Origin of the sequence: Megasphaera sp. NM10 (genome assembly GCF_000417505.1) — a bacterium.
Taxonomy (GTDB): domain Bacteria; phylum Bacillota; class Negativicutes; order Veillonellales; family Megasphaeraceae; genus Megasphaera; species Megasphaera intestinihominis.
The window spans coordinates 1-15158 of the sequence record NZ_APHY01000003.1 but is presented as its reverse complement, the minus strand read 5'-3'; the positions used below and the strand labels follow the sequence as shown (position 1 = coordinate 15158).

General features: G+C 56.1%; 10 protein-coding genes. 6 read left to right on the top strand and 4 right to left on the bottom strand.

Annotated features, from left to right (window positions below):
* Window positions 1–132: 132 nt before the first annotated feature.
* The 4 genes from NM10_RS00610 to NM10_RS00595 form a co-directional block, all read right to left on the bottom strand.
* Window positions 133–894: an IclR family transcriptional regulator gene (locus NM10_RS00610; RefSeq protein ID WP_020309694.1), complete on the bottom strand. Its 762-nt coding sequence runs from the start codon at window positions 892–894 to the stop codon at window positions 133–135.
* Between the two features lie 111 nt (window positions 895–1005).
* Window positions 1006–2070, bottom strand: coding sequence for an ADP-ribosylglycohydrolase family protein (locus NM10_RS00605; protein WP_020309693.1), 1065 nt, complete (start codon window positions 2068–2070; stop codon window positions 1006–1008).
* 372 nt (window positions 2071–2442) lie between these two features.
* A complete protein-coding gene (locus NM10_RS00600) occupies window positions 2443–3711 on the bottom strand; it encodes a pyridoxal phosphate-dependent aminotransferase (protein WP_020723776.1) in 1269 nt (422 codons plus the stop codon).
* A 156-nt stretch (window positions 3712–3867) separates the two neighbouring features.
* Window positions 3868–4590 (bottom strand): MgtC/SapB family protein, encoded by a 723-nt coding sequence (locus NM10_RS00595; protein ID WP_020309691.1) that lies wholly within the window; start codon window positions 4588–4590, stop codon window positions 3868–3870.
* A gap of 129 nt (window positions 4591–4719) precedes the next feature.
* Between NM10_RS00595 and NM10_RS00590 the strand changes: the two genes are divergently transcribed.
* From NM10_RS00590 to gltB, 6 genes are all read left to right on the top strand, one after another.
* Entirely contained in the window at window positions 4720–5670 is a 951-nt protein-coding gene (locus tag NM10_RS00590) for a hypothetical protein (protein ID WP_020309690.1), read from the top strand.
* A gap of 90 nt (window positions 5671–5760) precedes the next feature.
* Complete coding sequence (locus NM10_RS00585) at window positions 5761–6354, top strand: DedA family protein (protein ID WP_020309689.1); 594 nt, start codon at window positions 5761–5763, stop codon at window positions 6352–6354.
* A complete protein-coding gene (locus NM10_RS00580) occupies window positions 6351–7847 on the top strand; it encodes an ArnT family glycosyltransferase (protein WP_020309688.1) in 1497 nt (498 codons plus the stop codon). Before NM10_RS00585 ends, NM10_RS00580 begins: the two co-directional genes overlap by 4 nt.
* 73 nt (window positions 7848–7920) lie before the next feature.
* Window positions 7921–9531 (top strand): ArnT family glycosyltransferase, encoded by a 1611-nt coding sequence (locus tag NM10_RS00575; RefSeq protein ID WP_020309686.1) that lies wholly within the window; start codon window positions 7921–7923, stop codon window positions 9529–9531.
* Between the two features lie 16 nt (window positions 9532–9547).
* Window positions 9548–10228 carry a uracil-DNA glycosylase gene (locus NM10_RS00570; RefSeq protein ID WP_020309685.1) on the top strand — a complete coding sequence of 227 codons (681 nt, stop codon included), beginning with the start codon at window positions 9548–9550 and terminating at the stop codon, window positions 10226–10228.
* Between the two features lie 187 nt (window positions 10229–10415).
* Complete coding sequence (gene gltB, locus NM10_RS00565) at window positions 10416–14978, top strand: glutamate synthase large subunit (protein ID WP_020309684.1); 4563 nt, start codon at window positions 10416–10418, stop codon at window positions 14976–14978.
* The last annotated feature ends 180 nt before the right edge of the window (window positions 14979–15158 follow it).

Genomic DNA, 15158 nt, shown 5'->3' with positions numbered 1-15158 from the left:
CGAATGTAGTATCCACGCTTATTGTACCATAAAAGTCCATTTCTGCAAATGCATGTTGCGTATTCCCATTTTGCATAATTTTTATACCAAACAATTCACCATAAACATTGTTTTATTTTTCTAAAGAAATCCTTACATTTCCTTTGAATCTAAAGCCCGGCTAATGTCGGCCGCCGTCTTTTTGACAGCTTCGATGGCCAGGTCCCGTTCTTCCGCCGTTAGCCGGTCTGCCGGTCCGGATACGCTGATAGCCGCCGTAATGATTCCATGATGGAAAATCGGCGCAGCAATGCAGGCCATGCCGAGTTCGACTTCTTCCCGTTCCACGGCGTAACCCCGGCAGCGGATCTTCTCCAGTTCCTGGAGCAGGTCGCTCCAGTCGGTCATGGTATATTCCGTAAACTTCTGCAGCGTGCAGCCCGTATAAGTGTGCAGGTATTCCGGCGAAAAAGCCAAGAGGCACTTGCCCGAGGCCGAGCAATACGCCGGACGGACGGCACCGATAGGCGGTGCCGTATCAATCGTCCTGGGCGACTTGATCTTCTCTAAAATGATGTGCTGCGGATAGGAAGCCCCATTATGGGCAAAGGTCGTAATATGGACCCCTTCATTGCACTGCAGGGACAGGGCCTTGGCATACGGATAGGCGACTTTAGGGAAGGCATCCTTTTCCCGGAAGAGCATCCCCAGGGCATAGACCTGGAGCCCCAGCCAGTATTTCCCTGTTTCACTGTCTTTCTGGACAAAGCCGCGGCGCTCCAGCGTATCCATAGTGCGGCTGACAGTACTCTTATGAAGGTCCATCAGCTTGCTGATACGGGTCACACTGAGGGGCCTTTCTTCCTTTAAAAAAAGCTGTAAAACGGCCAGGGCCCGGTCAATCGATTCAATCATCCTCGTTCCCCCGATTCGGCATCGTCACGACGCCAAGAAATTAATATATTTCATTATATGGAATACAGACGCAATGTCAAGAGGGAAACGCCAGGCCCCAGCCGGAGAGTGCTAGTGGCTGACCGCTTCGCTTTCTTCCCGGGACGTCTGATGATGGTCGTACAGGCACTGCGACAGCTTGCGGATCAAGTCGTCACATTCCAAATTGCCGCGCCAGCTCTTGGGGATAGCCTGGACCCCATCCTGGGTACCCATGATATTGCCGCAGATGGCGCCGCACGTATCGCTATCGCCATCCTGGTTGCAGGCCATGAGAACGGCGTCTTTCAGATGGCCCGTCTTGAGGACGCAGTATACGGCCAGGGCCAGGGCTTCATCGGCTTTCTTGCCCAGGCCCAGCTTCTTCATGGAGCGCACTGGATTGCGGTCGGTGACGGCTTCGTCGACAGCCCGCAGGATAGTCTTCATGAGCGGCGTCCCTTCCGGATCAGCCTGGAGGATGCGCAGGGCCCCTCCCAGGGCAGCGCTGATATTCTTGCCAGCTGCCAGGGAGGCAATCATGGCACTCAGCGTGGCCGTCGATAAATAGGCTTCCGGACTACCGTGGGTCAGGCTGGCAGCCTGGCAGCCGACGGCAAAGGCTTTTTCCGGGTCGCCGGCATAAAACAGGCCGATAGGCGCAGCCCGCATGACCGTACTGCTGCCACAACTGTGGTTCAGCGGTTCCTGACGGGTCAATTTTTTCCCCGACGCCAGCGACGTCAGGCAGATCTTGCCCGGAGAGCGGCGGGCAAAGAGGGCCTCTTCCCCCATGATGTCGTAGTCGAAATCGACTTCATGAGGCTGGCGCATCATCCATTTTTCCTGTTCCGGATGGATGATGCGTTCGGTCTGCGTATAATACCAGCGCATATACGCCCGGTACAGGCCATCTGAAGGTTCCAATCCGTCGTGGTCGGCCCAGAGCATGCCGTCAGCTGTGAACAACGCCAGCTGCGTATCGTCTGAGATAAGGCTCTTATTGCCATTTTTAGCCGATTTTAAAACAGTGCGCAATCCATAAGGGCCGTATTTCTTATGAATCGTCTTCAAATCGTCGAATTCAATGACAAACCCCAAAGCGTCGCCTACGGCGCCGCCAAACATGCAACCCATAAACCGATCTAGTCCATACATGTAGCATCCTCCTATCCTCGTCTGTCGTCCGAGTCTTTTTTTCTCAAAAAACTTTACAATTTCGTTCAAGTAGTATATAATAAAAAGCTTATACGTTCATTATACAGGTTATGATAGGAATTTGCAAATAAAAAAAGGGCTTGTCGCACGAAGATTTTTGCCATCATGCAAAGCCCCTTTTACTTTATAGTTTGTAGTACGGAGTTTGTAGTTTGTAGAAGCTGACTTTAATTTTTTTACCATTTGCTGCAAACTAAAAACTACAAACTTAAAGCTCAAAAAGAGGCTGTCTTAATGCGACAGCCTCTTTTAAGTTGTTAGTGGTTAGCAGTTAGCCACGAGCCACGAGTCACGAGCCACCAACATTTTAACTCATTTCCCCGCTGCGAGGAGGTCGGTTCTGCCTTCTACGCGGTCGAGGGCTTTCTTTACGATGGCGGCCAGGCCCTGCATCTTGATTTCCGGGATGGAGCAGACGCCGAGGCGGACGCCCTGGGCCAGGGGACCGGCAAAGACCAGGTCGGCTTCCAAGGCCTGACAGACGGCAGCCGATTGCTGCGTCGGAATGGAGATGAAGAAGCCGCCTTTATAGGGCACATACGGCAGGCCGCAGCGGTCGGCTTCATAGGTGAAGATGTCGGCACGGCGGCGCAGGCTCTTGGCAAAACTCATGCGTTCCAATTCGAGCTGGGCCATGAGGTCGCGGTCGCTGCGGATCTTGGTCAGGAGCGTCATGGCCGCGCGGTTGATGTTCGACCAGGCCGTGCGGGCCGAATATTTGCCCAGATTGGCGAACTCTTCGATAACGGCTTTGCTCGACGACAAGCCAACGAGAGCGCCGGCGCGCTGGCCATACATAGTATAGCCTTTGGACATGCTGAAGGCGAACATGGTAAAGATGTGTTCCGGAAGGCCGGCGAATTGTCTCATGAACGAGCGGACGCGGTCCTTTTCCCCGGCATAGGCGATATAGGCGATATCGACGAGGATACTGATGCGCTTGCCATTCTTTTCATGGAGGCGGCAGACTTCGAGGACATCGGCCCATTCGGCATCGGACAGGGCAAAGCCCGTCGGGTTGTTGGCCGGCGTGTTGAGGATGAGGAGCAGCGAATCCTGACGGCGCAGGATGTTGGAAACAGCAGCCGAGAACGCCGCCGTATTGAAATGGCCCTGGTCGTCCATCATCGAGAAGGTGTGCAGGTCGCGGCCGATTTCCTGGCACAGGCAGTCATAAATGTTCCAGCGCCAGTCCGTCGTCAGTACGGCATCGCCGACTTCTGAATAGTTGGCAATGGCGATATGGATGGCACCGGTACCACCGGACGTAGCCACAGCATCGACATAGCCATCGGGACGACAGCCTTCAAAGGTTTCGTCGATGACGGCCTGGCGATAGCCTTCCAGGCCCAGCGGCGGTGCATAGGTAATGAAATCGCTCATAGGCAGAGAGCGGTATAATTGTTCTACCACAGGCAGGCAAGCCAGTTTTTCATCGTCGCCGGCATAACAGCCGACGGTCGCATTGACGACCTTATCCGCCCCGTACTGCGCTGCCGCTTCCCGGGCTGCCGCTCCAGCGGCGAATACCACGTCACGTAATGTCTTACCTTCTCTGCTTGCTGCTGCCATAATCGTCATCGTAAAAAACCCCTCTCTGCATAATAGTTCGTGTTTAGTGGACACTTGTTCTCTCCAAATGTCTTGACGTCCTACATTATAGCACTGTGAAAAGAGTTTTTATATAGCGAAAAGCCTAAAATACTGTATACACAGCAAGAATATTGTATACAATATTCATTTGTGGTCTTCGCTGTCGTGTCTGGCACCGGCATCGACGTGGAACGTCGCCTGTTTGATGCCCTTCATGGCCAGGAGCTGGCTGACGATTTCCGTTTCATCCATGTAATGAGCCGCCGTCAGTTCCAGGTCGATGTCGGCCAAGGGTGCATCGTCATCATTATGGGAATGGAAGGTCTTGATATGCATGTGGTGGTCATGGATAAAAGTCGAAAGTTTCCGGGCCTGGCCGATGTTGTTCTTCATGACCAGGTGCATGGCATAGCGCTTGCGGAAGTGCCCTTCCAGGCGGGCATCGAGGCGGACGAAGACGGTCAGGACCAGGAAAATCAGCGCCGTCGCCACACAGGCTATGACGAGATAGCCGGCACCGACGACGAGGCCGATGGCCGATACGGCCCATAAGCCGGCAGCCGTCGTCAGGCCGCGGACGCTGCGGTCTTTCTGGTTGGCCAGGATCGTACCGGCCCCGATGAAGCCGACGCCGGATACGACCTGAGCTGCAATCCGTTCCGGGTCGGAGTTATTATAGCCAAAGGTGAAGTAATAATCCATGGCAATATTGATAGATATGATCATGCACAGGCAGGAGCCGACACAGACCAGGGTATGTGTCCTGAGGCCTGCCGACTTGCTCTGGGCCTGTCGTTCATAACCGATGAGTCCGCCCAGGATGAGGGCCATAATCAGGCGGATGATGCTGTCTTCCGTAGAAATCATAGAGGCTCAACTTCTTTCAAAATAATTTTTACATCCGTTAAGAAAACGTTATAATGGTATTATAATATATAGATGCAGCAGAGAACAAGCAAAATGTTCTCCCCGCATCGGAGAAAGAAGGTCATGATCATGAACCGCTTCATTTGCTTTGATAATCTGCGCAGTGCCGCCGTCGTATTGACGCTGGCCGCTTTATTGCTACAATCCTGGACAGCCTTTTACGAAGAGAGTGCCGTCGTCGCCATTTCCATCGTCTTCTTCATCAGTGCCTACTTCGGAGCTTCGGCCCTGCGCATCCGCACGATATCGTTCTTCTTGAAAGATAAATGGAAACGTCTGGGCTGGCCGGGCCTCGTCTTAGTCCTCTTCGGCATCGAAGAACAGCTGGTCACATCAGCCCTGCCGGTCACGTCGTGGGTCCCGCTCTGGCTCTTCCTGCTCTTTGCCGGCTTGTCCCTGATCAAGCATGTCAACCATAAGGTCTTGCAGCACCGCATCGCCTCGAAGCCATCAGTTCCTTTCCTGCTGGGCTTCCTCGTCTTGCTGGCAGCCGCCCTCTTCCTCTGTCAGGCCTTCCTGCCTCAGTCCCTGGCCATCCCTTACATCGCCCGGATCCGCCCGGACTGGCTGGTCCTGTCCCTCTTTGCCTTTGCCCTAGGGGTCTACACCTTCCGCCATCGCTGGTTCACGCCGTCTGGCTATCAGCCTAAAAGCAGCAGCCTCTTCGGCTTCGCCATCATGGTCGGCGTCTATGCCGCCTGGATGCCCGGCAAGGGAGCCTCTATCCTGACAGCGCTGACGCCGGCTTTACTGCTCGTCGCCGCCGTCCTTGGCCTGACGGCCTGGTTCCATCAGCAGTTCGATAAGCACTCGGCCTGGTCCCACACGCTGCACCGCATTTCCTACGGCCTGTTCTTCGTCAGCGAACCGATCATCCTCCATTCGATGTGGTTCTTACAGCCCCTGGCCGTCGCCGTATGGCTCAAGGTCGTCATTACGGCCCTGGTCCTGGCCATCTACGGCTATCTGCTCTGCCGTTACGCCCTGTTCCACATCCCATGCTTTAAAAGCAAGGGATAATAGCTGGCGGACACTAGCCCCGGCAGGCCATCTGTGCTATGATAGATAGCAAGTTTGTTTCTTTACATTATCGATAAGGAGTGTGCCTACTTGGATACATTATTACAACTCATGGAATCGTACGGCTACATCGCGATGTTCGTGGCAATGGCATTGGAAAACGCCAATATCCCCATCCCCAGTGAAGTCGTACTCGGATTTGCAGGCTTCCTCATTTCCCAGCAAATCTTTTCATTCTGGACGACCTTTGCCGTAGCCTGCGTCGCCGGCCTCGTCGGCTCGGTCATCAGTTACTGGCTCGGCTCTTATGGCGGCCGGCCGCTCTTGTTAAAGTATGGCAAATACATCTTCTTCAACGAACGTAAATTCCGCATGGCCGAAGACTTGTTCAACAAGTACGGCGGCATTGCCGTCATCATCTGCCGCTGCCTGCCCGGCGTCCGCACGTTCATTTCCTTCCCGGCCGGCGTCGCCCGCTATCCTTTCTGGAAATTCGCCATCTTCACCGTCATCGGCACCATCCCCTGGACGCTGCTCCTCGTATGGGCCGGCTCCCTCCTGGGCAGTCACTGGCGGGACCTCATACAGTACAACCACATCTTCCTCATGGCCGTCATCGCCGTCTGTGTCGTCGCCACCGTCGTATTCGTATGGCATAGACGCCGCCGGAGAAATGCAGAATGAAACAATGGTTCTTAACACATCGTTACGGCCTGACCGTCGCCTTAGTGGCAGCAATGATCTTGCTGCCATTTTTAGGTGCTGCCCCGCTCATGGACCCGGACGAACCGGTCTACGGCGAAACGGCGCGGGAAATGCTCCTGGCTGGGGATTGGCTGTCACCGCGCATCTTCGGCCAGTACTGGTACGATAAACCACCGCTCTTCTACTGGCTGGAAATGCTGTCGTACAGCTTTTTCGGCGTCTCTGACATCGCATCCCGCCTGCCCAGCGTCATCATGGCCATGGCAACGACGATGTACGTCTACGTCCAGGGGAAGGAATTATTCAATAAACCCATCGCCTTCCTGTCGGCCCTGTTCCTGGTGACCAGTGCCGGCTTCATGTATATCGGCAAGGCTGCCGTCACGGACATGACCCTCATGTTCACCCTGACCGTGACCATGGTTTCCTTTTACCGTAAAAACTATTATATAGCCTATATCTTCTGCGGCCTGTCGCTCCTGGCCAAAGGCCCTGTCGGCTACGCGTTCCCGGCGCTCATCATGCTCATTTATCTGGCCTGGACGCGGCAGTGGCCGCTCTTGAAGCATATGAAGATTCCCCAGGGCATCCTGCTGGCCTTCCTGGTCGGTCTCCCCTGGTATATCCTCATGTACCGGGTCCACGGCGAAGTCTTCCTGGACACCTTCATCGGCTATCACAACATCACCCGCTTCGCGGCGCCGGAACATCCGGGACAGAACAGTCTCTTCTTCTTCATCCCCATCCTCTTCGCCGCCATGATGCCCTGGACGGCGGCCCTGTTCCCGACAATCCGGCGGCTGTTCCACAAGCGGGACCCCTTCCGCGACATACTCCGGTTCTGCTCCGTCTGGGCGGCCTTTATCTTCGTCTTCTTCTCCCTCTCCAAGACCCAGCTGGTCACGTATATCGCCCCGATGTTCCCGCCGACGGCATATCTGTTGGGCTGGTACTGGTACCGCTGCTATATCGAGAGGAAATTTTCGCGGCCCTTGCTGGTATCCTTCTATATCCTGGGCCTGCTGCTGCTCGCCAGCAATGCCATCCCGCTCCACGAAAACGCCGCCTTTTTCCGACCGGCCATCGCCTGGGGTTCGGGCCTGCTGGCAGCGGCATTATTCCTCCCGGCCTGGTGTCTGTGGCGCCGCCGCTACCGGTCGGCTTTCGTGGCAGGCATCGTGATGATGATCTGTTTCTCCTGGGCGGCTTTCGGCTTCATCATCCCCCAGTTCAAAGGCCACGTCACATCTTACGAGACAGCCCAAATCCTGCCGGATGTCTATGACGGCCATTCCCCACTCTATATCGAAAAATTCCTGCGCCCGGGCATCGCCTATTACAGCGGCATGTACGGAACGGAATGGGGCCCGTCAAGGACCCGGACCTGGAAGAATTGCTCGCAGAGAAGGATAAGATTTTCCTGGTCATGTCGAAATCGACCTTCCATAAGCTGGCCAAATCCCAGCAATTGATTGACCGCTTCGGCATCGCCGCCGAAACGCCGACACAAGTCATCCTCATCAACCATCCTTAGGAGGTGTCCCCATGAAACAGCGCACATTCCTGACCATCATCTTCGTGGCAGCATTCCTTTTCCTGGCCGTCGGCATATCTCAGCTGGCCGTCACGGACCCGGTCGAATCGAATTACGCCCTGACGGCACTGGAAATGGTCCGCAGCGGCGACTGGCTGTCCCCGCAGATTTACGGCACGTACTGGTATGATAAGCCCATTTTCCTGTACTGGCTCCTGAGCCTGTCTTACAGCCTCCTGGGGACGACGGATCTGGCAGCCCGCCTGCCAGCTGTCCTCTTCGGCACCGCTTCCTGCACCCTGGCTGCCTGGTTCGCCCTGCGCCAGACGGGCCGCCGCACGACAGCCCTCCTCTTCGCCGCCATGACCGTGACATCCCTGATTTTCTGGTTCGTCAGCCGCTCCGTCATCACTGACCAGCCCTTGTATTTCTTCAGTGGCGCTACCTTGTTTTTCGCCTATATCGGCCTGACAGAAGGGAAGAAAGGCTATATGACAGGGGCTTACGTCATGGCTGCCGGTGCCGTCCTGACCAAGGGCCCGGTCGGCCTGGTCCTGCCCGGCCTGTTCCTGCTTCTCTTTACCGCCATCCAGCGCCGGCCCGATTACCTTAAAAGGCTGTTCCCGCCGGCAGGCATCGTGCTCTTCCTGCTCCTCTGCCTGATCTGGTATGGCCCCATGTACAGCCGCCATGGCATGGATTTCATCGATGGCCTGCTGGGCTTCAACAACGTCGTCCGGGCGACCGTATCGGAACATCCCGAATACGACGTCTGGTATTACTACCTCGTCCTCGTCCCAATCAGTCTCCTGCCCTGGACCGGCCCCTGCCTCTACGCCCTGTGGCGGCGGCGCAGTCATCACGATGAGTACGTATTCATGGCCATCTGGGCCCTCGGGACAATCCTGTTCTACAGCCTCATGGCAACGAAATACCCAACCTATGCCTATATCGCCAACTGGCCTCTCTTATACCTGGGCGCCCGCACGATGCAGGCCTGGCTCGACGAGGACGCCCGCTATGCCTGGCTGGCAGCCCTCATCCCGGCCTCCGTCTACAGCCTGCTCTTCGCCGTATTGGTGGCCTTTGCGGATAAAGCGCCTTTCCCCGTCCAAGGCCTGTTGCTGCTGACGGTATTCCTGGCCATCATGGCTATCCTGACCTGGCTGGCGTGGTGGCAGAAAGCCTATCTGGCCCTGCCCTTCTTCCTGATTACGACGACAGTCATCACCTACCTGATCGTGACCTTCCAGGTCCTGGTCCCCTTTTATCAATACCGGTCCGCCCAATCCCTGACCGTCCTGAACGATGCGGCCCCGGTCTATTTCTTTGAAGAGTACCGCACGTCCTATCCTTATTATACGGGACAGACGGCATACTGGACGGCACCGGCCGACTACGACGAAAATGCCCGGCTCCGGCGCGATGCCGTATGGGCTAAGAAACACGTCTACCCGACAGCTTCCGAAGACCAGGTGTTATCCAGCCTGAATCAGCACCAGAACCTGACCCTCGTCGTCCCGGAAGGGAAATATAAAGATTATAAAGCCTCGGAATTTTTCAGCCTGACCCGGAAAGTAGGCCGGATCGGCCCGTATTATATCTTCAAGCCCAGCCCTTAGGATAGGAGGATTTTCCATGGAAGAACTCATCGACAAACTCTGTGCCTACCATCATCCCGGCGTATTCAATCCCTGGTCCGAATATGACGTCTCCTGCGACATCAGTCCGGACGCGCCAGCCATCCGCTGCCAGCAGCTGCGGGAATATTTGGCGCCCCGCCTGACCCGGGCCCGCATCGTCCTCATCGCCGAAGCCGCCGGATACCAGGGCTGCCGCTTCACAGGCATCCCCATTACCTGCGAACGCATGCTCCTGGACGAACACAAACAGATACATGCTGACGTCATCCTGGGCCACCGCGGCCAGCGCACGAGCCGGCCCGACAGCGCCTTCATGACCAGCCGTCCTCAGCGGGAAAAAGGCATGAACGAGCCGACAGATACCTACGTCTGGGGAGCCATCGTCGACAACGGCCTGGACCCGCGCGACGTCTTATTATGGAATATCTTCCCCTTCCATCCCCACAAGACCTGGCCCTTCTCCAACCGCACGCCGACGGACAGTGAGCTGGCCGACGGCCTCGTGTACGCCAAAGCCCTGCTGAGCTACTGCCGGCCGGATATACGCCTGGCCGCCATCGGCAGGAAGTCAGCAGAAACCTTGCAGAATGCCGGCTTCCCGGCCATCGCCATGCGCCACCCGGCCAACGGCGGAGCCGGTCTTTTTCGGGAACAGTTCACACGTTTTTCTCGATAATTCCTTTAAAAAATCGGTAAAATTCGATTTTTACATTAAAATTGTCGGCGTTTCAGCAAAAACATTCAGAAAAATCATTGCATCGACTTCACAAATTGTTTATAATCATAGGTACACCACAGTATATACGAGCCTTCTCTCTCATACAGTGACGGCTCATTTTTGTATACCCAAAGGGGGATTACGTATGAATAAAGAAATGCGCGATCTGCCGCGCCCGCAAGGCCTGTACGATCCGTCTTATGAACACGATGCCTGCGGCATCGGTATCGTTGCCAATATAAAGGGGAAAAAATCATACGGCATCATCGACGATGCCCTGACGATCCTGGAAAACCTCCGTCACCGCGGTGCCGAAGGGGCTGACGCCAACAGTGGCGACGGCGCCGGCATCCTGGTCCAGATTCCACACCAGTTCTTCAAGCGCGAATGTGAAGTCCTGGGCTTTTCCCTTCCTGACGAAGGTGAATACGGCGTCGGCATGATTTTTGCCCATCGTTATGAAACATTCCGTCATAAACAGATGGAAGCCTTTGAAGACATCGTCCGCTCCGAAGGCCTGTCCATCCTCGGCTGGCGCGATGTCCCTGTCGATGAAAGCCTGATCGGCAACATTGCCAAACAGACGTGTCCTCATTTCCTGCAGGTCTTCATCCGCAAGGACCCGACCATGAAGACCCAGATGGACTTTGAACGGAAATTATACATCATCCGCAAGCTGGCAGAAAAAGCCATCGTCCCGGAAAGCCAGAAAAACGGCACGGACTTCTACATCGCCAGCCTGTCATCGAAGACCATCGTCTATAAAGGCATGCTGACGTCCATGCAGCTGCGCCACTTCTTCCTCGACCTGTCGGACCTGGATTTCGTCACGTCCATGGCCCTCATCCATTCCCGTTTCAGTACCAATACCTTCCCCAGCTGGGCCCGGGCCCATCCGAACCGTTACATCGTCCACAACGGGGAAATCAACACCATCCAGGGCAACATCAACTGGCTCAACGCCCGTGAAGGCAAATCGAAATCGGACTTCTTCCCGGACATGGAAAAAGTCTTCCCCGTCGTCGACGATACGGGCAGCGACTCGTCCATGTTCGACAACTGCCTGGAATACCTGTACATGACAGGCCATTCCCTGCCCCATGCCATGATGATGATGATTCCGGAACCGTGGGAACGGGATCCGCTCATGAGCGACGAAAAGCGCGATTTCTACCGCTATCACAACTTCATGCTCGAACCGTGGGACGGCCCGGCTGCCATCGGCTTCTGCGACGGCACGGTCATCGGCGGCATGCTCGACCGCAACGGCCTGCGTCCGGCCCGTTACTATGTCACCCGCGACGACCGGGTCATCGTAAGTTCTGAAGTCGGCGTCGTCAACATCCCGCCGGAAGACGTCCTCTACAAGGGCCGCCTGGAACCGGGCAAGATGCTCCTCGTCGATACGCAGAAACAGCGCATCATCGACGACGACGAAATCAAGCACGAAATCGCGACGGAACACCCTTACGACGAATGGTATAAAGAACACATCGTCAACCTCGACGACCTCATGACGGGTCAGAACATCGCCAACAGCGATGCCATCATCCCTTATGACCTGAAGGAACAGGAAAAAGTCTTCGGCTATACCCAGGAAGATATGGACAAGGTCATCCTGCCCATGGCCCGCGATGCCCAGCACGCCATCGACTCCATGGGCGTCGACGTCCCCCTGGCCGTCCTCAACGACAAACCTCAGCTCCTCTACGATTACTTCAAGGAAAATTTCGCCCAAGTCACCAACCCGGCTATCGACGGTGTCCGCGAAAAGACGGTCATGTCGTCAGCTGTCATGGCCGGCAACGTCGCCAACATCATGGAACCGAACGAAGCGTCGACGGCAGCCTTGTACCTCAAAGGCCCGATTCTGACCAACGAACAGATGTCGGTCATCAAGTCCCTCATGACGCCGAAACTGCGGGCGGCTACGCTGTCCATGCTCTATCCCGTCAACAGCGGCTCTGAAGGCATGGAAACGGCCATCGAATCGCTCTGCATCGATGCCTTGAAGGCCATCAAGAACGGCGCCAACATCCTCGTCCTGTCCGACCGCGGCGTCAACTCGCGCATGGCCGCCATTCCGGCCCTCCTGGCCTCGGCAGCCCTGCACCATTATCTCATCGACAAGGGCGTCCGCTCCGACGTCGGCCTCATCCTGGAATCGGGCGAACCGCGCGAAGTCCATCATTTCTGTACCCTCATCGGCTACGGCATTACGGCCATCAACCCGTACATCGCCCTGGAATCCATCAAGGAACTCATTGCCAACAAGAAGCTCCAGAAAATCGATTACGAAACGGCCAAACAGAACTACATCGACGCCGCCGTCAAAGGCATCCTGGCCGTCATGTCCAAGATGGGCATTTCGACAGTCCACAGCTACCACGGCGCACAGATTTTTGAAGCCGTCGGCATCAAACAGGACCTGATCGACAAATATTTCTGCAACACGCCGTCCCGCATCGAAGGCCTGGGCATCGCTGAAATCGCCAAGGAAAACGTCCTGCGCCACCAAGAAGCGTACAGCACGGGAGATAAACTGGAACGGGGCGACTTCTACCAGTACCACAAGGGCGGCCAGCCGCACATCATCGACCCGGAAACGGTCCAGCTCCTGCAGAAAGCCGTCCAGACCGGCGACTACGCAACGTATAAAAAATACGCCGACCATGTCAACCGTCAGACCATTTTCCGCCTGCGCGACCTCCTGGACTTTGAATATCCTGCCGGCAGCAGCATCCCTATCGAAGAAGTCGAACCTGTCGATTCCATCGTCAAGCGCTTCCGCACGGGTGCCATGAGTTACGGCGCCCTCAGCAAGGAAGCCCATGAATGTGTCGCTACGGCCATGAACCGCCTGGGCGGCATGAGCAATACCGGCGAAGGCGGCGAAGACTCGGCCCGTTTCGATACGGAAACGAACGACCGCATCAAACAGGTCGCATCGGCCCGTTTCGGCGTCACCAGCGACTACCTCATCCACGCCGATGAATTGCAGATCAAGTGCTCCCAAGGGGCTAAACCGGGCGAAGGCGGCCATCTGCCGGGCAATAAAGTCTATCCGGATATCGCCAAGACCCGTCATGCTACGACAGGCGTCGCCCTCATCTCGCCTCCGCCGCATCACGATATTTACTCCATCGAAGACCTGGCCGAACTCATCTTTGACCTCAAGAATGCCAACCGCAAGGCTACGATTGGCGTCAAACTGACGTCCGGAGCCGGCATCGGCACGATTGCCGCCGGTGTCGTCAAAGCCAAGGCCGACGATATCGTTGTCAGCGGTTACGACGGCGGGACCGGCGCTTCGCCGCGGACGAGCCTGCGCCATGCCGGCCTGCCCTGGGAAATTGGCCTGTCCGAAGTCCAGCAGACGCTGCTCCTCAACCGCCTGCGCGACCGCGTCACCCTGGAAGTCGACGGCAAACTGCTCACAGGCCGCGACGTCGCCATTGCCGCCCTCTTCGGCGCTGAAGTCTTCGGCTTCGGTACGGCACCGCTCCTGGCCATCGGCTGCCATATGCTGCGCGTCTGCCACCTCAACACCTGCCCGTACGGCGTCTGCACGCAGGATGAAAAACTGCGCAAACGCTTCAAGGGCAAACCGGAATATATCATCAACTTCATGCGCTTCGTCGCACAGGACCTGCGGGAAATCATGGCCCGCCTGGGCTTCCATACCATCGACGAAATGGTCGGCCGCTATGACTGCCTGAAACAGCGCGATCACTTCGGCAACTGGAAAGCCAAGACGGTCAACTTGAAGAACCTCCTGTACCGTCCGTACACGGATGCGTCGGTCGGCCAGCATTTCACGACGCCCCAGAACCACAAGATCAATACGACCTTGGATATGTCCAAACTGATCCGCATGTGCCGGCCGGCCCTGGAAGAACAGAAACATATCCGGGCCCGCCTGCGCATCAAGAATACCGACCGCGTCACCGGGACCATCCTGGGCAGTAAAATCACCAAGCGCTACGGCGAAAAAGGCCTGGCCGAAGACACGATCATCTTGTCCTTCGTCGGCTCTGCCGGCCAGAGCTTCGGCGCCTTCATCCCTTGTGGCCTGACGCTGACCCTGGAAGGCGATGCCAACGACTACCTGGGCAAAGGCCTGTCGGGCGGCAAGATCATCGTATCGCCGCCGCGGGAATCGGTATTCCCTGCCGAAGATAACATCATCATCGGCAACGTCGCCTTCTACGGTGCCACCAGCGGCGAAGCCTACATCAACGGCACAGCCGGTGAACGCTTCTGCGTCCGCAACAGCGGCATCAGTGCCGTCGTCGAAGGCGTCGGCAACCACGGCTGCGAATACATGACCGGCGGCCGGGTCCTCATCCTCGGCCAGACAGGGCGCAACTTTGCAGCCGGCATGTCCGGCGGCATCGCCTACGTCTACGACTTGGACCCGAATAAATGCAACACCGACCTGGTCAAACTGGAACCGCTCACCGACGACGACGAAAAAGCGGCTGTCAAAGCCATGCTGGAAAAACACGTCCACTACACGGACAGCAATCTGGGCCACATCCTCTTGGAAAACTGGGACGACACCGTCACTCACCTGACCAAAGTCATTCCTGAAGCCTATGAAGAAATGGTCGCCCTCATCGCCCAGGCAGAAGCCGAAGGCCATACCGACCAAGAAGCACACATGATTGCTTTTGAAAAGAAACACGGAAAGAACGGAAAGAATTGAACCTCTCCCGCTTATAGAAGCGGGAGATTCTTGAGAAGGTTGCTGTTTAAGTTTCCTCCTGAAATCAGGATAGCCTTATTCTCAAAGGGCTGTCCAAAAGCCCCTTACACAGTCCCTCGAAATCGAAGTTCTGCTTACTTTTACGGAGTATGTTGGCGGCACCGTTGATGTCGCATTGGC